Below are 17,668 nucleotides of genomic sequence, written 5' to 3' on the forward strand. Positions count from 1 at the left end.
CGCCGGTCTTCCACGACCGGAAGCGCCTGATCCATAATCAGGCGGTCGGCTGTCGATGAATTGCTGAGGCAATGACGGAAATTTCCCCATTACAGCGATCCGATCCCGCGGACCTCGGCGGGTTCGTCCTGCTGGGACGATTACGGCACGACGACCGCGGGCCCGTGTTCCTGGCCCGCGACGCCGGCGGCCGGCACGTCGAAGTCGCCTGGCTGCCCGGCGGGCCCGGCGCGGCGGACCGCGTGACCGCCCTGACGGAGCTCGACGCGCCGTCGCTGGCCCGCGTCCTGGCCGCCGGGGTCGCCGGCGGCCGGGCGTACGCGGTGACCGAGCACGTCCCCGGGCGGTCGCTCGCCGACGCCGTCGCCGCCGACGGCCCGATGACGGGCACCACGCTGCACCGGCTCGCCATCGCGACGGCCTCCGCCCTCGTGGGGCTGCACCAGGGCGGCGTCACCCACGGCGATTTGCGCCCCGGCACCGTCGTCCTCGGGCCCGACGGCGTCCGCGTCACCGGCTACGGCCTGGCCTTCCCCCCGGCCCCCACCGGCGCTCCCGAGCAGGTCATGGGCCCGGCGGACGACGTGTTCGCCTGGGCCGCCACCATCCTGTACGCCGCCACCGGTTCGGCCGATCGCGGCCTCCGCCACGAGCCCGGCCTGGCCGCCCTCGAAGAGCACCTGCGCCCCGCCGTCGCCGCCGCCCTGGCCGAGGACCCGGCGGCGCGGCCCGACTCGGGCGACCTCCTGCTCCGCCTCATCGGCCACTCCACCCGCACGCTCATCCCCGACACCGCGCCCCACTCCCCCACGGACGAGTTCCGGGCGAGCCCGGAGGCGGACGGCCCGGCGAGTCCGGCGGGGGCCCGCCCGGCTGTCCCTCGCCCGGCGTCGGAAGGCCACACCCCTGGGATGGCCGCACCGTCCCAGGCCGGAGCGGCAGGGCGTACCCCGGGAGGCGGCGCCGCAGCCTCGGGCGGGGTGGCGTGGCGGGGGTGGCCGGGGCTGGCGGCGGGGGCGCTGGCCGTGGCGGTGGTCTCCGCCGGGGCGGGCCATCTGATCGCCGACCGGGTGGGCGCGGCCTCCCGGCCCGTCCCGTCGCCGACGCTGTCGCTGCCCGACCTGTCGGTGACCGCCGCGGGCCCGCGCGCGCTCCCGTCCCCGCAGGCCACGATGCGGGCGGCCGGGATCGCACTCTCCCTGTACGAGCATCCCGGCGATCCCCAGCGCGTCGTCGCGTACCGGAACGAGCGCGGCACCTGGCTGCGCGCGGCCCAGTGGGACGGGTTCATCGAGGCCGGGGTGGCGGCGGACGACGTGGCCGCCTCGCCCGACGGCACCCGGGTGGCGTTCCAGGCGGGCCGTGACGTGACGGTCGCCGACCGCCGCTCCGGCGAGCGCTTCACCGTACGGGTGCCCGAGCGGGCCGCCTCCCCTGTGTGGGACCGGGCCTCGTCCCGGCTGCTCCTCACGGTGAGCGGCCCGAAGCGGAGGACGGCCGGATTCGCCGTCCTGGACACCGCCACCCGGCAGGCCCGAACCGTCCCCACGGAAGGCGACACGGGACCGTACGCCTGGACCCCCGGCGGCGACGGCGTCGTCGCCTCGCACGACAGCGGCGGCCACACCGGCCTGCGCTTCCGCGACCTGAACGGCCGGGAGGCGCGCACGATGCCGTGGACCGGGCCGAGCGTCGGCCGCGCCCTGTTCTCGCCGTCGGGCCGGCTCATGCTGACCGACTGCCCCAGCGGCGGATCCCATTGCGCGTGGGACGCCGCCACCGGCGTCCGCGTCGCCACCTACGTGAACACGATCAAGGGCGCGGAGATGTGGGGCTGGTACGACGACGACCACCTGATGATCCTGGACCCGGGCCGGACGCCGCACGAGTTCGTGGCGCTGGACTTCCGTGAGGGCACCCGGCGGCTGCTGGCCACCCTGGAGGCGGCCGACGACACCCCCGGCCTGCGCCTGGCCCGGGCGGCCCGGTGAACGCCCGCGCCGTGGGCGGCTACCGCCTCGCCGGCACCCTCCACACGGGCTGCTGCGGCGTCTCGCACCACCTGGCGACCTCCCCCTCGGGGCGCACGGTGGTCGTCCGCCACTACGGCAGGCCGGCCGAGCGCCGCCCCGACCTCGCCCGGCTCGCCCGTCTGCGCGAGGCCGCCCCCGTCGGCGCCGTGGCCGTCCTGGACGCGGGCCCTGACCACGTGGTCACCGAGTACGTCGAGGGCGGCTCCCTCCTGGCCCGCCTCACCCCGGCCGCCGCCGCCGGCGGTCCCGGTGAGAGCGGAGGCGGAGCGGCCCGTACCCGGCCGGACACCCCCGCCGACGGGCCAGGTGATGCGGACAGTGATGCAGGCAGTGGGGCGGTTGAGGGGGCGGCGTTGCGGCGGCTGGCGATCGGGACGGTGACGGCCGTGGCGGCGGCACACCGGGCCGGGCTGGCTCCCGTGGGGATCCGGCCGAGCCGGGTGCTGCTCGGGCCGGACGGGCCGCGGCTGCTGTGCGCGGTGCCGGAGGTCCACGACGTGCTGAGCGGGGGGCACGACACGTCGCCGATCGATCTGGAGCCGGGTGACCTGTTCGCCCCTGAGCGGACGCGCGGCGGGGAGCTCGGGCCCGCGACGGACGTGTGGGCGTGGGCCGCGACGGTGGCGTACGCCGCCGCCGGGCGGGATCCGTTCGGCGGGGACGGTTTCGGCGGGCGGCTCGCCCGGATGGCGGAGGGGGCGGCGAGCCTGGCCGCGCTCCCGCAAGGGCCGTTGCGTGAGCTGCTGGCCGACTGCCTGGCCGTCGACCCGGAGGTGAGGCCGACGGCGGAGCAGGCGCTGTTGCGTCTGATCGAGGAGACGGTCCTGGTCGTCCCGAGGCCCGTCCCTGGTCCCGTCCCTGGGCCCGTCCCGCAGTCGGCCGGCGCGAGCGCGGTGGAGGCTGCCGGGGCGGGGAGGAAGCGGCGGCGGGGGGTCGTGGCCGCGGCGGGGGTGGTGATCGCGCTGGTGGCCGGGGGTGTGTCGGCCGGAGTGACGCTGGCCGTGGGCGAGCCGGGAGCGGGGGCGGCGCGGGTGGCGCAGCAGGCGCGGCCCGGAGGGACGTGGACGCCGAGAGCGGTGGCCCCGGCGGACGGGCCTCCTGCGGAGGGGGCCGAGGTGCCGCTGCCGGGCGGGCTCGGGGTGGCGTACGAGCATCCCGGCGACCGGGTGCGGCTGACGTCGGTGCGGGTGGGCGAGAGCCGCCGCTACACGCGGGACCCGCGGACGGGCCGGTTCGGCGACGCCGGGCCGCACACCGTGGTGGCGGAGGCGTCGCCCGACGGGCGTTACACGGCGAGCTTCAACACGCTGTACGCGGCCGCCGGGGATCATCTGGCGGTGTGGTTCGCCGACCATCTGACCGGTGAGCGGTTCAGCGTGCCGGTGCTGCGCCCGCCGTACCAGTCCGTCGGCCTGAGCTGGTCGCGGCGGGGTGACCGGCTGCTGCTGTCGGTACAGCGGTTCGAGAAGGTCGGGGAGGAGAACCAGCCGTTCAGCGCCGGGTACGTGATCATCGACGTGGCGGCGCGGTCGGCCAGGTTCGTGCCGACGGGTGACGGGGCGGAGGTGCGGCAGGCGGCGCTGGCGACAGGCGGGAAGGTGAACCCGCTGAGCTTCTACGCCGAGTACCGGTGGATGCCCGACGGGAGGTCGGTGATCAGCCGCTACCTGACGGCGGAGTGGGGGCAGGGCGTGCGCGTGCGGGACGCGGAGTCGGGCCGGGTGACGCGGATGATGCACTGGGTGGGGCATGTCGTGGGGGCGGCGGACATGTTCTCGCCGAGCGGCGGCCGGTTCGTCACGAGCGGGTGCGCGAAGCGGTTCGCCGCCTGCGTGTGGACGGCGGCGGGCGGCGCCCGGGTGGCCACGGTGCCGACGCGGAAGGGGGCGGGCATGGTGGGCTGGTACGACGAGGAGCACCTGATCCAGGTCGTGCCCGGCGACGGCGACCGCAGCGAGGTGGTGGTGACGGACTTCGCCGGTGAGGTGGTGCGGGTGCTGGCCGAGCTGCGCACGCCGGGTGAGCCGCTGGTGGACGTGCGCTACACGCGGGGCTGACCGGTGGCCGCCGCGGTGCAGCCCGGCGATCCGGCGCGGATCGGCGCGTACGTGGTGCGCGGGCGGCTGGGCGCGGGCGGGCAGGGCGTGGTCTACCTGGCGCAGGCGCCGGGCGGGCGGCCGGTGGCGGTCAAGGTGCTGCGGGCCGCCGACGAGGAGGCCGCCGCGCTGCTGCGCCGGGAGGCTGAGGTGCTGCCCAGGATGGCGGCGTTCTGCACGGCGCAGGTCCTGGAGGTCGGCGCGGCGGGGGCCGAGCCGTACGTGGTGAGCGAGTTCATCGAGGGGCCGACGTTGCAGCAGGCAGTGGCGGCGCGCGGCCCGTTGCGGGGGCGCGAGCTGCACCGGCTGGCGGTGGGGACCGCGACGGCGCTGGCGGCGATCCACCGGGCGGGAGTGGTGCACCGGGATCTCAAGCCGGGCAACGTGCTGCTGAGCCCGGAGGGGCCGAGGGTGATCGATTTCGGCATCGCCCGGCCGGTGGGGGACGCGGGGGCGGGTGACGAGGTGGCGGGGACGCCGCCGTACATGGCTCCGGAGCAGTTCAGGCCGGGGGCGGCGGGCGCGGCGGCGGACGTGTTCGCGTGGGGGGCGACCATGGTGTTCGCGGCGTCGGGGGCGCCGCCGTTCGGGGCGGGGCCGCTGCCCGCGCTCGTCCACCGGATCATGCGGGCCGAGCCGGATCTCGGCGGGCTGGACGGTGATCTGCGTGAGCTGGTGGCGGCGTGCCTGGCCAAGGATCCGGCGCGGCGTCCGGCGGCCCGGGAGGTGCTGCTGCGCCTGCTGGGGCGCACGCCGTCGGCCGTGTCGGACCCGCTGGCGGCGGGCAGCGCCGCCGCCCGGGCCGGGGGTCCGGCTCCGGAGGGCACCGCGCGGCTCGCCGCACCGATCAAGGCGGGCGGGAAGGCCGGCGGGAAGGCGCGGGGGTGGGTGGCGGGGGCGGTGACCTCGGTCGCGGCGCTGGTGGCGGTCGCGCTCACGCTGCTGTACGTCGCCGCCCGGCAGGATCCGCCGGCTGCGGGCACCCGTACGGTCGTGGTGCCGGAGCTGGGCGCGACGCTGCACGAGCACCCGGCGGACCCGTTACGGCTGACGTCGTTCCTGCGCGGGTCCACGGACCTGAGCGAGGGCCTGGCGTTCGCCGCCGGTGTGCGGCTGCCGGGCGAGGACACGTTCCTGCCGGTCACGGAGCGGATGGCGCCGATGGTCTCCCCCGGCGGGGATCGGGTGGCGTACGTGCACGAGTCTCCGGACCTGGCCGTCGAGAACGCGGGGGCGGTGCGGTTCACCGCGCGCGACCTGACGGGCGCGTTCTGGGTGGACGTGGTCGAGCCGCCGCTGGCGCTGCGCCGCCCGTCGTGGTCGCCGGACGGCTCCCGGCTGCTGGTCACCGTGTGGGACCCCCGGCTGGACGACCGCACCACGGGGTTCGCCGTCGTCGACCCGGCCCGCCGCACCGCGTCCGTGGTCAGCGCCCCGGCGCCGGGCAAGGAGGACTACGTGTGGGCCTCCGGCGACACCCTGGCCCGCGCGTCGGGGACCGGCGAGATCACCGTCCACTCCCCCGCGGGCGCCGTGCTGCGCACGCTGGGCCGGGTGCGGCAGCCGGCGGGCACGGTCCCGGTGTTCTCCGCCGACGGCAGGCTCGCCACGCTCTGCCCGGGGACGGAGGACAGGGCGTGCGTGCTCGACGCCGCCACCGGCCGCCGTCTGACGACGCTGCCGCTGCAGGCGGGCGGGGTGCTCTGGTTCTGGTACGGGACGGACCACCTGGCCGTCTACTCCGCGGCCTCCTCGGCGGTGCGGGCGGTGGATCTGACCGGCGAGCCGGTGCGCACGCTAGCCGAGTTCGCGACGGGGGGCGCCTGGACCGTCCACTGGGCGGCGCGCTGACCCGGAGCATCGGGGACCGCCGTCAGGCGGACGGCTCCAGGCCGAGGATCGCGCCCGCGCCGCGCAGCAGCTCGGCGCGGAGCTCCGCCACGGGCACGTCGGGGAGCTGGCTGACGGGGTCGGCGACGGCGGCGAACGCCTGGGCGGCCCGTACGCGCTCGCGCCACCCTGCGCCGGGCCCGGCGAGCAGGTCGACCGCCCGGCCGGTGAAGGCGGTCACGCGCGAGATGACCTGCGCGCTCTCGTCAGCGTAGACGGAGGCGTCGCGCAGGAGCAGCGCCATCGTCCGGCGGTGGGCGAGCATGACGTCGAGGCACCCGGCGAGCAGGTCACGGCGGACGTCGGTCCCGGCGGGGGCGGACTCGGCGGCCCGGATGGCGGCTTCGAGCTCGTCGATCGGCGGCGTGACGAGGCTGTCGAGGATCTCGCTCTTGCTGCGGAAGTGGTGGTAGAGCGAGGGCTTGGAGATGCCGACCCGTTCGGCGACGTCGCGCATGCTGGCGGCGCGGTAGGTCTGGGCGGCGAACAGGTCGCGGGCCGCCTCCAGGATGCGCTGCCTGGTGTCGCCGGGTTCGTTACGCACTGACGCCGCCTCATCGAGCCGAAGGTGTGCCGCCCAGCCTAGCCGACCTTCCGGTCGGTAGGGTATGGTCACGTCCCGACCGACCGGTAGGTAGAGAGAAGGGCGTGGACGATGACACGGACCGACGGCATGACGGCGGCGGGCTACGAGCCGCTGCGGGAGGCGTTCGAGCGCAACTTCGCCGAGCGCGGCGAGGTCGGCGCCGGGCTGACCGTCTACCGGGACGGGCGGCCGGTCGTGGACCTGTGGGGCGGCGAGGCCGACCCGGGCACGCACCGGCCCTGGCGGCGCGACACCATCGCCCCGCTCGCCTCCACCTGCAAGGTGTTCGCCTCGGCCGCGGTGCTGCTGCTGGCCGAGCGGGGCCTGGTGGACCTGGAGGCGCCCGTGGCCCGCTACTGGCCGGAGTTCGCGGCGAACGGCAAGGCCGGCATCACCGTGCGCACCCTGCTCGGGCACCGCGCCGGCCTGCCCAGCATGCACGCGCGGCCCATCACCTGGGAGGACCTGCGCGACTGGACCCCGATCACCGACACGCTCGCCGCCGCGGCCCCCGAGTGGCCGCCCGGCACGGCGCACGGCTATCACGGGGTGAGCATCGGCCATCTCGCCGGGGAGATCGTCCGCCGGGTCTCCGGCGTGACGCTGAGCGAGTTCCTGGCCAGGGAGATCACCGGTCCGCTGGGCCTCGACTGTTACGTCCGGGTGCCCGACGCCGCGCTGCCGCGCCTGGCGACGATGGTCGTGCCCGACGCCGACACCGTGCGCCTGGGCATGGAGGTGCCGGAGCTCGCCGGGTTCGTCGCGGCGCTCGCCGACCCCGGCAGCCTGTCCTACCGCTCCTTCTACGGCAGCGTCGCCATCGGCTGGGACGCCACCAACGACCCGCGCACGTACCAGGTGGAGAGCCCGTCGATGGACGGCGTCGCCTCGGCGCACTCGCTGGCCCGCTTCTTCGCCGGCCTGATCGGCGAGATCGACGGCGTCCGGCTGCTCGGTCCCGGGCTGGTCGACCGGGTGCGCACCCCGCAGGCCGAGGGCATGGACCGCACCCTGTGCGCGCACACCGCCTGGGGGATCGGCTTCGCCGTGCCCGGCGGCCCGTTCTGGCCCGCGCCGCCGCGCCTGACGGGCCTGTTCGGGCAGGGCGGCGCGACCGGCTCGTTCGGCTTCGCCGACCCGGACCGCCGGATCGCGTTCGGCTACGTGCCCAACCGCGGCTCCGAGCTCCTCGAAGGCGGCGACTTCCGCGTCCGCTCGCTCATCGAGGCGCTGTACGCGACGCTGGAGGACCGGGAACGCGGGTGAGCAAGGGATTCGCGCACGAAGGGGCGTACATGTGGATCTTCAACGAGTAGGCTCGTCGGACATCCTGCCCCATTCGCCCGGGAAGGCGACCGATGACCGAAGAAGCGCTCAGCCGCATCAACACCGAGGTTCCCAGCCCCGCCCGCATCTACGACCTGTGGCTGGGCGGCAAGGACAACTACGAGATCGACCGGATCGTCAGCGAGCAGATCCTCCAGGCGGTGCCCGAGCTGCCGGTGCTCGCCCGGACCAACAGGGAGTTCCTGGGCCGCGCGGTGCGCTACATGGCGGGCCAGGCCGGGGTCCGGCAGTTCCTGGACATCGGCACCGGCATCCCGACCGCGAACAACACCCACCAGGTGGCGCAGTCGGTGGACCCGGGCTGCCGCGTCGTCTACGTCGACAACGACCCGGTGGTGCTGGTGCACGCGCGGGCGCTGCTGCAGGGCGAGTCGGAGGGCGACACCTCGTTCATCGACGCCGACCTGCGCGAGCCGGAGAAGATCCTGGAGGCGGCGCGCGACCTGCTGGACTTCGACCAGCCGATCGGGCTGATGCTCCTCGGCGTGGTGGACTTCCTGCCGGACACCGGCGAGGCGCGGTCGATCATCGGGCGGCTGATGGAGCCGATGGCGCCGGGCAGCCATCTGGCCATCTCGCACGGCCTGGTCGGCAAGCAACTGGAGGAGGGCGTGCGGCACTGGAACGAGAGCGGCGGCGCCACGATGACGCTGCGCACGCTGGAGGAGGCGACGAGCTTCTTCGACGGCCTGGAGCTGCTGGAGCCGGGCGTGGTCGCGCTGCCGCAGTGGCGGCCGGACCCCGACACGCTGTACGCGGACCGCGAGGCGGTCTACTACGCGGGGGTGGGCCGCAAGTCCTGAGCCGAGATGCCGTGCCGGGGCGTCCCCGGCACGGCATGGTCCCGCCCGTCAGCCGTTCTTCGCCTTGGCGTAGTCGCTCGCGCCGCCCGCGAAGTCGTAGACCAGGACCTGCTCGTCGCCGACCACCCAGGCGTCGTGCCCCGGCGGGCAGACGAACACCTCACCGGGGCCCACTTCGGACTCCGTGCCGTCCTGCATCCGGATGTGCAGCCGCCCGCGCACGACGAACCCGTTGTGGTGGACCTCGCACAGGTCGGTGCCCGCGATCGGCTTGACCGACTCCGACCAGCGCCACCCCGGCTCGAACGTGGCCACGCCGAAGCTCAGGCCGGTCAGCTCGCACACCTCCAGGTGGCCCATCGGGAAGTCGCGCCGTTCGTCCGGCTTGTCGATGCTCTTGACTTCGATCATGACGTCCCCCCTCCGTCACTTCCAGTCTTTCACCGGGTCCGGCGGGTCACAAGACGATCGGGAATTGGGCCTTGCCGCAGGTGGATGTCAAGGCTAGTGTCAGGCCAACTCTTAGGAAACTTTCCTATAAGTTTCACCCCCCGGCAAGAGAAGGTGATCAGGTGAAACGCGTCCTCGCGTCCGCGTGCGCCGCCGCCGTCGTGGGCGGGCTGGCCTTCGTGCTCCCGCTGTCCAGCGCCTCCGCCGCGACCTGCGCCGCCGCGTGGAGCTCCGGCGCCGTCTACACCGGCGGCATGACCGCCTCCCACAACGGCCGCAACTGGTCGGCCCGATGGTGGACGCAGAACGAGACCCCCGGCAGCTCCCAGGTGTGGGCCGACCAGGGAGCCTGCGACGGCGGCGGCACCACCCCGCCGGGCTCGTGCGACCACCCGAACTGGGTGGCGGGCACCTTCTACGCGGCCGGCTCGATCGTGCGCTACACCGACGGCCGCTACTACCGCGCCGAGCACGACAACCCGGGCTACGACCCGGTCGTCTCCACCTGGTACTGGGAGCCGTACACCTGCGGAGGGAGCACGCCCACGCCGACGTCCACGCCCACCGACCCGCCGGACCCGTCCGGATTCGTCGTCAGCCAGGCGCAGTTCAACCAGATGTTCCCGAACCGGAACTCGTTCTACACCTACAGCGGCCTGACCGCCGCGCTGAGCGCATACCCGGGCTTCGCCAAGACCGGCAGCGAGACCGTGCGCAAGCAGGAGGCGGCGGCCTTCCTCGCCAACGTCAGCCACGAGACCGGCGGCCTGGTCCACATCGTCGAGCAGAACACCGCGAACTACCCGCACTACTGCGACTCGAGCCAGCCCTACGGCTGCCCGGCCGGGCAGGCGGCCTACTACGGGCGCGGCCCGATCCAGCTGAGCTGGAACTTCAACTACAAGGCCGCCGGTGACGCGCTCGGCATCGACCTGCTGCGCAACCCGTGGCTGGTGCAGAACGACGCGGCCGTGGCGTGGAAGACCGCGCTGTGGTACTGGAACACGCAGAACGGCCCCGGCACCATGACCCCGCACAACGCGATGGTCAACGGCCACGGCTTCGGCGAGACGATCCGCAGCATCAACGGTGCCCTGGAGTGCGGCGGCCGCAACCCGGCCCAGGTCCAGAGCCGCGTCAACAACTACCAGCGCTTCACGCAGATCCTCGGCACCACGACGGGAGGCAATCTGACCTGCTGAGCATGTTCGCCGCCTGGCGGGTACGGCTTCCTCATGGTGACAACAGCCGACCGTGAGGACGTCCGGGACCTGCTCGCGCGGCAGGCTCAGCTCGTGGAGGTGCTGCCCGGCCGCGAGTACGCCTGGGCGCACCTCCCGGGCGCGGTCAACGTGCCGCTCAAGGGCTTCGACGAGGCGGCGACCGGCGCACTGGACCCGGGGCGGCCGGTCGTCGTCTACTGCCACGACTGGCTGTGCGACCTGAGCCCGCGCGCCGCCCGCCGCCTGGAACGCCTCGGCTTCGGCGACGTGCGCGACTACGTGGCGGGCAAGATGGACTGGCTGTCTGCCGCGCTGCCGTACGAGGGCGAGGCCCGGCTGGTCGTGCGGCAGGTGCGCCCCGACCCGGTGGTCGCCGGGCTGGACGAGCCGCTGGACGAGCTCGGCGACCGGGTGCTCGGCGATCCGGCCGGGCTGGCCGTGGTGGTCGGCGGCGACGGCGTCGTGCAGGGCGTCGTGGGCTCGGACGAGCTGGCCGCGGGCGGCTCGCGGGGCACGGCCGAGCAGGCGATGAACACGGGCGTCACCACGGTGCGGCCGAGCGAGCCGCTGGAGCCGCTGGTCGAGCGGATGGAGCGGGCCGGGGTCCAGCACGTGGTGGTGACCCGGGCGGACGGCACGCTGGTCGGCCTGTTCGGGCTCGGTGACACCCGGCCGCCGGAGAACGAGTCGGACCAGGGGTGAGTCATGGGGACGCTGGAGGCGCTGCTCGACCGCTACGGTCAGACCTACGCCGAGGAGGCCGGCATCAGGATGGCCGACCGGCCGATGCTGGCCTCAGGTCGCGCCGCACCTCGACGGCCGGGTGCTGGAGGGCGCCCGCGCGGTCGGCCTGCCGCACCGCGAGGGCCCGCTCGCCGACCTGGCGGGCTCCGGCCCGAAGCTGGCCCGGCTGTCGGCGGCCCTGGTGCGGGTCTCGCGCAGCAAGCAGTCGGCCGCCGAGGTGAAGGCCGCCGGACGCTGACCGGTCAGACCACCCAGGCCGGGACGAGCTTGCCCGCGTCGGGCAGCGCGCAGTGCGGGTCGACCGGGGCGGTCGTGCCGTAGGCGCGCATCCCGGCGGGGGCGACGACGATGGCGGCCAGCCCGCCGGACGCGGCGGCGGTGATGCGGCGCGGCACGTCGGCGGGGATCACGACCGTGTCGCCGGGGCCGGCGGTCAGGGTGTCGCCGTCCACCTCGACGGTCGCGCCGCCGTCGAGCACGGTCCACACCTGTTCGGCGTCGATGGCGTGGACCGGTCCCGCCTGCCCTCCGGTCATGTCGACCCGCCACACCACCTGGGACGAGCCGCCCTGGGTCGGCGAGGCGAGGGTGGTCATGACGGCGTTGGGGGTCTCGGTGCGGCGGCTTTCGGCGCTGCGGACGACGGGCATGGCGGGCTCCTCAGATAGGAAACGTGGTTGTCTAAATAGTGAACCATGTTGTCCATCTCTGTCAACGCGGCGCTATTGACGCCTCCGTAAAACACGGGTTACCGTCACCTGTACAACTAAAAGGAAACTTTCCTAACAGTTGGCGCGTACTCCCATCCCACCCCCCAGAGTTCACCCAACTCGGATGTCGGAGCATCATGAGACACAGCGTTCAGAGCAAGGTCCTGGCCGGCGTCGCGGCGTTACTCATGCCGCTCACCGCGGTGGTCGCCGCCCCCACGGGGGCGTACGGCGCGACGGCGCCGTCGGCGTCCGTCGCCGCGCTCGCCGCCTGGGCGCCGAACACGGCGTACACGGCCGGCACGGTCGTCACCTACAACGGCGTCTCCTACAAGTGCCGTCAGAGCCACACCTCCCTGCCCGGCTGGGAGCCGCCGAACGTCCCCGCCCTGTGGGAGGTCACGACCGGCGGCCCGGGTGAGGACACCGAGGCGCCCAGCGTGCCCGGCAACCTCCGCTCGACCGGCGTCACCTCCAGCAGCGTCTCGCTCGCCTGGAACGCCTCCACCGACAACGTCGCCGTCACCGGCTACGAGGTCTACCGCGGCACCACCCTGGTCAGCACCGTCACCGGCACCACCTTCACCGACACCGGGCTGACGGCCGACACCGCCTACAGCTACACGGTGCGGGCCCGTGACGCCGCCGGCAACCGCTCCGCCGCGACCGCCGCGGTCAGCGCGCGCACCAGCCAGGGCGGGGGCGACGACACCCAGGCGCCCAGCGTGCCCGGCAACCTCCGCTCGACCGGCGTCACCTCCAGCAGCGTCTCGCTCGCCTGGAACGCCTCCACCGACAACGTCGCCGTCACCGGCTACGAGGTCTACCGCGGCACCAGCCTGGTCGACACCGTCACCGGCACCACCTTCACCGACACCGGCCTGAGCGCCAACACGTCCTACAGCTACACCGTCCGCGCCCGCGACGCCGCCGGCAACCGCTCCGCGGCCAGCTCCTCGGTCAGCGCGCGCACCAGCGAGGGCGGCGGCACCGGCGGGGACAAGGTGCTCGGCTACTTCGTCCAGTGGGGCGTCTACCAGCGCGGCTACCACGTCAAGAACATCGACACCAGCGGCTCGGCCTCGAAGCTGACCCACATCAACTACGCCTTCGGCAACGTGCAGAACGGCCAGTGCACCATCGGTGACAGCTACGCCGACTACGACCGCTTCTACCAGGCGGGCGAGAGCGTCGACGGCGTCGCCGACACGTGGGACGCCGGCGCGCTGCGCGGCAACTTCAACCAGCTGCGCAAGCTCAAGAAGAAGTACCCGAACCTCAAGGTGCTGTTCTCCTTCGGCGGCTGGACCTGGTCCGGCGGCTTCGCCCAGGCCGCGCAGAACCCGACCGCGTTCGCCGAGTCCTGCTACCGCCTGGTGGAGGACCCGCGCTGGGCCGACGTCTTCGACGGCATCGACATCGACTGGGAGTACCCGAACGCCTGTGGCCTCACCTGTGACACCAGCGGGCCGGCCGCGTTCAAGAACCTGATGCAGGCGCTGCGCAGCCGCTTCGGCAGCAACAACCTGGTCACCGCCGCCATCACCGCCGACGGCACCGACGGCGGCAAGATCGACGCGGCCGACTACGGCGGCGCCGCGCAGTACGTCGACTGGTACAACGTCATGACGTACGACTTCTTCGGCGCCTGGGCGGCGCAGGGCCCGACGGCCCCGCACTCGCCGCTCAACTCCTACTCGGGCATCCCGATCGCCGGGTTCCACTCGGACCAGGCGATCCAGAAGCTCAGGAGCAAGAACATCCCGGCGAGCAAGCTGCTGCTCGGCATCGGCTTCTACGGCCGCGGCTGGACCGGCGTCACCCAGTCCACGCCGGGCGGCACGGCGACCGGCCCCGCGCCGGGCACCTACGAGCAGGGCATCGAGGACTACAAGATCCTCAAGACCCGCTGCCCCTCCACCGGGACCGTCGCGGGCACCGCGTACGCGTACTGCGGCAACCAGTGGTGGAGCTACGACACGCCGGCCACGATCGGCAGCAAGATGGGCTACTCGAAGAACCAGGGCCTCGGCGGCGCCTTCTTCTGGGAGCTCAGCGGCGACACCACCAACGGTGAGCTGATCACCGCGATGAAGAACGGCCTGAACTGACGCAGGCGCCCTGGGCGGGACGTGAGGTCGCGCCCAGGGCAGCACATCAGGAGCGCCCGCTCCTGCCGCGCCTACGGCGTGGCGGGAGCGGGTGTTCGCGTTGCGAGGCCGCGCACGGTCAGCTCGACGAGCTGGCGCAGCCGGGTGCGCAGGACCTCCGGGGGCGCCTCCTGCTGGGCGATGCCGGTCAGGGAGGCGACCAGGACGGCGGCGGCGTCGCGCGCCGGGATGGCGTGGCCCAGCAGGTCGAGCTCGCCGGAGGCCGCTTCCAGCGCCGCCGCGACCGCCTCGGTGTAGCCGTCCTCCAGGGCGAGCACCACGTCGCCCGCCACCTCGCGCGCCTCGGCCAGCAGCTCGGCGCGCAGCCGCGCCTCGACGCCGCCGGCGACGAGGTCGAGCTTGACGGCGAGCATCCCGTAGAGCCGGTCGGCGACGGAGCCGTCGCCGCGCCACGCGGCCCGCGCGGCGGTCACGAGGCCGTCGGCGAGCTTCTCGCCGACGGCGCGGAAGAGCTCCTCCTTGCCGCCGAAGTACTGGTAGACGGCGGGGCGGGACATGCGCGCCGCGCGCGCGATCAGGTCCATGGACGTGCGCCGGTAGCCGTGACGGACGAAGACGCCCAGGGCGGCGGCGACGATGTGGTCCTGCTTGGCCGCGGCCCCGTCTGACATGCTGACATTCTATGACGGCCCGTCAGGCCCGGGCCGGGGGCCGCCTGCCGAAGGCGCCGATCGTCGCGTGGAACACGCCGATGGCCAGCGCTCCGAGCGCCGCCGCCGCGAACGCCGCGACCGGCCGCTCCCCCACGTCCGCGCCCCAGGCCAGCAGGGCGGCGATGACGTACGACGCCCAGCCCGCCAGCAGGTTGGGCAGCGGCCCTGAGCCGAAGGCCGAGGGGAAGTGCTCCTTGGTGATGCCCTTGACGAAGTGCGGGGTCGCGTTGGCGGCGAACAGGCCCGCGAAGAAACTCATGACGACGGTCGGCAGCATGCGTCCTCCTGGACGGTCTCGGGTGCTGACATGTTAGACGCTTTTTGTCAGCTTGTCTGCCGCGTCGCGCGGCGACGGCTACGATCACGGCATGCCGATCGACTTCGAGGAGGCCAGGGTCGTCCCGGGCAGCGCTCCCGGCACGTACGTACTGGTCGTCAGCGGGAGCAAGCCGTACGCGAACATGGAGGTGCGGCTGGCGCCGCTCGTCTACATCACCCAGCCGGACTACTGGGTCATCGAGGTCGAGGGCACGCTGCCGGGCATCGGGCTGCCCGCGCTGGCGCCGTACACGGTGTCGCTGCCGCTCGACGCGGTCCTCGGCACGGCGGGGATCGAGGTGGCCGGCGCCCGCCGGAGGCAGAGGTTCGACGTGCCGTAGAACACCGTGCGCGCCTGGGTCGCTACCGTGGGTGATTTCGGATGGGCGTATTCTGCATTTATGGCGACTTTCGGCCCGGGGAGCAGGACGGGCTAGCGCGTGGGAGGCAGGTCCGCTTCCATCACGGGTTCCAGGCGGGGCGCGCCGGGACTCGATGACCTGCTGGTGCGCGCCGTCAGCGAGACCGGCGCGCACATCGGCGCGCTCTACCTGCTCGACCAGGACGGCCTGGTCCTGAGCATGAACACGGCGATGGGCTTCCCGGCCGCCGTCGCCAAGGCGTGGGCCCGCATCCGGATGTCGATGCGGATGCCGATGACCGTGTCGCTGCGCGAACGGCGGCCGGTGTGGACGGCCGACCGCGAGGACCTGGCCCGCCAGTTCCCGGGGGTCGCGCTGGCGATGCCGTACAACTTCGCCGTCGTGACGGCCCCGATCCTGTGCGGCGAGGCGGCGCGCGGCGCGCTGCTGCTGCTCCTGCCCGCCACCCGCGACACCGGGCCGGGCCAGCACGTGCTCGACGTCATGGAACGCGCCTGCAAGGACATGGGCGAGCTGCTGGCGCAGGCCGACCGGCTCGGCCGGCCGGTGCGGCCCAGGCCGCGGCCCCGCATCCTGGCCCCGTTCCGCTCCCAGCAGGACGACCCCGCCGTGAGCGCCGAGGCGGCGATGGCCGCGCTGGAATGCCTCAACGGCCTGCCCGAGGGCTACTGCGCGCTGGACGTGGACGGCAGGGTGACGTTCCTCAGCGCGCCGGCTTCCGGGCTGCTCGACACCACCGCCGCCGAGATGGTCGGCAAGCGGCCGTGGGAGGTGCTGCCGTGGCTGGCCGACCCGCCGCACGAGGACAGCTACCGGGCGGCCGTCCTCGGCCACCAGATCACCTTCTTCACCGCCCAGCGGCCCGACGGGCAGTGGCTGGCGTTCCAGCTCTTCCCGACGCCGTCCGGGCTCAGCGTCCGCATCACGCCGAGCACGATGGCCCGCGACCCCGCCCACGTGATGCCCGACCCGGTGGTCAGCCGGCAGATCAGCGGGGCCGCCTTGTACGACATGCTGCAACTCGCCTCGTCGCTCAGCCAGGCCGCCACCGTCCAGGACGTGATCGACCTGGTGGCCGACCAGATCATCCCCGTCTTCGACGTCAAGGGGCTGGCCATCCTGACCGCCGAGGGCGGGCGGCTGCGGGTCGCCGCCACCCGCGGCTACAGCCCGGAAGGCGTCGCCGAGATGCGCAGACGCGCGCCGTGCGCCCCGCACGCCCCCGAACTGCCCCTCATCACCGGCGAACCCGCGTTCTTCGCCAACGAGCGCGAACTGCTCGACGTCTACCCCGACGCGGGCCGCTACGACGGCATGGCCGCCTGGGCGCTGCTGCCGCTGCACAGCTCCGGCGGGCCGATCGGCACCCTCGTGCTCGCCTACGGGAGCCCGCACCGCTTCACCCAGGACGAGCGGACCACGCTCACCTCGCTCGCCGGGCTGATGGCGCAGGCGCTGGAACGGGCCCGGCTCTACGACGCCAAGCACCGCCTGGCCCAGACCCTCCAGGCCAGCCTGCTGCCACGCGCCCTCCCGGTGATCCCCGGGCTGGAGGTGGCGGCCCGCTACCTGCCCGCGACCCAGGGCATCGACATCGGCGGCGACTTCTACGACCTCATCCACCTCGACGACGGCCAGGCCGCCGCCGTCATCGGCGACGTCCAGGGACACGACACGAACGCCGCCGCGCTCATGGGGCAGGTCCGCACGGCCATCCATGCGCACGCGACCTCGGGCGCGAGCGCGGGCGAGGTGCTGAGCCACACCAACCGGCTGCTCATCGACCTGTCGCCGAACCGGTTCACGAGCTGCCTCTACATCAGCCTCGACCTGCGCGACGGCTCCGCGTGCGTGGCGAGCGCCGGCCACCTGCCCGCGCTGCTGCGCCGGCCCGGGCGGCCCACGGAGATCGTCGAGTCGACGCCGGGGCTGCTGCTCGGCATCGACCCGGCGGCCGAGTACCCGACGTCGCAGCTCGACCTGCCGCCCGGCAGCGTGCTGGCCCTCTACACCGACGGCCTCATCGAGGCACCGGGCGTGGACCTCGGCGACGCCATCGACGGGCTGGCGCGGCGGCTGACCCGGCACGGCGGCCTGCCGCTGGCGCGGCTGGCGGACCGGCTCGTCGACCCGGCCGAGGGCGTCGGCTACCGCGCCGACGACGTCGCCGTGCTCCTCCTCTCCCCGGTCAACCCCTCCCCGACGGACGCCACCCCGGACGCCCCCGGGCACGACGACCCCCCGCCGGAGGGTTAGGGTCC

16 protein-coding genes are annotated in these 17,668 nt (G+C 74.0%); 11 read left to right on the forward strand and 5 right to left on the reverse strand.

Annotation, left to right across the window (positions count from 1 at the left end):
• Positions 1-71: 71 nt before the first annotated feature.
• Genes AB0G11_RS23545 through AB0G11_RS23555 form a run of 3 tightly spaced genes read left to right on the forward strand, consistent with a single transcriptional unit; the run spans position 72 to position 5,980 of the window.
• A complete protein-coding gene (locus tag AB0G11_RS23545; protein WP_357588194.1) occupies positions 72-1,991 on the forward strand; it encodes a hypothetical protein in 1,920 nt (639 codons plus the stop codon).
• Complete coding sequence (locus AB0G11_RS23550; RefSeq protein ID WP_357588196.1) at positions 1,988-4,090, forward strand: hypothetical protein; 2,103 nt, start codon at positions 1,988-1,990, stop codon at positions 4,088-4,090. The genes AB0G11_RS23545 and AB0G11_RS23550 overlap by 4 nt, the downstream gene beginning before the upstream one ends.
• Before the next feature lie 3 nt (positions 4,091-4,093).
• The gene (locus AB0G11_RS23555) at positions 4,094-5,980 is read left to right on the forward strand and encodes a serine/threonine-protein kinase (RefSeq protein ID WP_357588197.1); all 1,887 of its coding nucleotides are present in this window, start codon (positions 4,094-4,096) and stop codon (positions 5,978-5,980) included.
• A gap of 22 nt (positions 5,981-6,002) precedes the next feature.
• Here the strand turns inward: AB0G11_RS23555 and AB0G11_RS23560 are convergent, their stop codons facing one another.
• Positions 6,003-6,563, reverse strand: a complete 561-nt coding sequence (locus AB0G11_RS23560) for a TetR/AcrR family transcriptional regulator (protein ID WP_219518682.1) — start codon at positions 6,561-6,563, stop codon at positions 6,003-6,005.
• A 111-nt stretch (positions 6,564-6,674) separates the two neighbouring features.
• Here AB0G11_RS23560 and AB0G11_RS23565 point away from each other — a divergent pair, with 111 nt between their 5' ends.
• Both AB0G11_RS23565 and AB0G11_RS23570 read left to right on the forward strand, forming a co-directional pair.
• The gene (locus AB0G11_RS23565) at positions 6,675-7,871 is read left to right on the forward strand and encodes a serine hydrolase domain-containing protein (protein ID WP_357588199.1); all 1,197 of its coding nucleotides are present in this window, start codon (positions 6,675-6,677) and stop codon (positions 7,869-7,871) included.
• 92 nt (positions 7,872-7,963) lie between these two features.
• On the forward strand, positions 7,964-8,755 hold the full coding sequence (locus tag AB0G11_RS23570; protein ID WP_219518678.1) for an SAM-dependent methyltransferase: 792 nt from the start codon (positions 7,964-7,966) through the stop codon (positions 8,753-8,755).
• 48 nt (positions 8,756-8,803) lie between these two features.
• Here AB0G11_RS23570 and AB0G11_RS23575 read toward each other — a convergent pair whose 3' ends face one another.
• Positions 8,804-9,166, reverse strand: a complete 363-nt coding sequence (locus AB0G11_RS23575; RefSeq protein WP_219518676.1) for a cupin domain-containing protein — start codon at positions 9,164-9,166, stop codon at positions 8,804-8,806.
• A gap of 161 nt (positions 9,167-9,327) precedes the next feature.
• Here AB0G11_RS23575 and AB0G11_RS23580 point away from each other — a divergent pair, with 161 nt between their 5' ends.
• From AB0G11_RS23580 to AB0G11_RS23590, 3 genes are all read left to right on the forward strand, one after another.
• A complete protein-coding gene (locus AB0G11_RS23580; RefSeq protein WP_357588201.1) occupies positions 9,328-10,407 on the forward strand; it encodes a glycoside hydrolase family 19 protein in 1,080 nt (359 codons plus the stop codon).
• A gap of 33 nt (positions 10,408-10,440) precedes the next feature.
• Positions 10,441-11,130: a rhodanese-like domain-containing protein gene (locus tag AB0G11_RS23585; protein ID WP_357588203.1), complete on the forward strand. Its 690-nt coding sequence runs from the start codon at positions 10,441-10,443 to the stop codon at positions 11,128-11,130.
• Between the two features lie 121 nt (positions 11,131-11,251).
• Positions 11,252-11,410, forward strand: coding sequence for a hypothetical protein (locus tag AB0G11_RS23590; RefSeq protein ID WP_357588205.1), 159 nt, complete (start codon positions 11,252-11,254; stop codon positions 11,408-11,410).
• A 4-nt stretch (positions 11,411-11,414) separates the two neighbouring features.
• On the opposite strand, the gene AB0G11_RS23595 is transcribed toward AB0G11_RS23590, so the two are convergent.
• Positions 11,415-11,822: a cupin domain-containing protein gene (locus AB0G11_RS23595; protein WP_357588207.1), complete on the reverse strand. Its 408-nt coding sequence runs from the start codon at positions 11,820-11,822 to the stop codon at positions 11,415-11,417.
• 197 nt (positions 11,823-12,019) lie between these two features.
• Between AB0G11_RS23595 and AB0G11_RS23600 the strand changes: the two genes are divergently transcribed.
• A complete protein-coding gene (locus AB0G11_RS23600; RefSeq protein WP_357588209.1) occupies positions 12,020-13,993 on the forward strand; it encodes a glycosyl hydrolase family 18 protein in 1,974 nt (657 codons plus the stop codon).
• Positions 13,994-14,064: 71 nt separating this feature from the next.
• On the opposite strand, the gene AB0G11_RS23605 is transcribed toward AB0G11_RS23600, so the two are convergent.
• Both AB0G11_RS23605 and AB0G11_RS23610 read right to left on the reverse strand, forming a co-directional pair.
• Complete coding sequence (locus AB0G11_RS23605; protein ID WP_219518656.1) at positions 14,065-14,664, reverse strand: TetR/AcrR family transcriptional regulator; 600 nt, start codon at positions 14,662-14,664, stop codon at positions 14,065-14,067.
• 22 nt (positions 14,665-14,686) lie between these two features.
• Positions 14,687-14,983, reverse strand: a complete 297-nt coding sequence (locus tag AB0G11_RS23610) for a hypothetical protein (protein ID WP_357588210.1) — start codon at positions 14,981-14,983, stop codon at positions 14,687-14,689.
• A gap of 91 nt (positions 14,984-15,074) precedes the next feature.
• On the opposite strand from AB0G11_RS23610, the gene AB0G11_RS23615 reads away from it, so the two are divergent.
• Both AB0G11_RS23615 and AB0G11_RS23620 read left to right on the forward strand, forming a co-directional pair.
• Complete coding sequence (locus AB0G11_RS23615) at positions 15,075-15,365, forward strand: hypothetical protein (protein WP_219518650.1); 291 nt, start codon at positions 15,075-15,077, stop codon at positions 15,363-15,365.
• Between the two features lie 165 nt (positions 15,366-15,530).
• On the forward strand, positions 15,531-17,663 hold the full coding sequence (locus AB0G11_RS23620; RefSeq protein ID WP_357588212.1) for a SpoIIE family protein phosphatase: 2,133 nt from the start codon (positions 15,531-15,533) through the stop codon (positions 17,661-17,663).
• Positions 17,664-17,668: the final 5 nt, after the last annotated feature.

It is taken from the genome of Nonomuraea sp. NPDC023979 (assembly GCF_040639085.1).
GTDB lineage: Bacteria > Actinomycetota > Actinomycetes > Streptosporangiales > Streptosporangiaceae > Nonomuraea > Nonomuraea ceibae.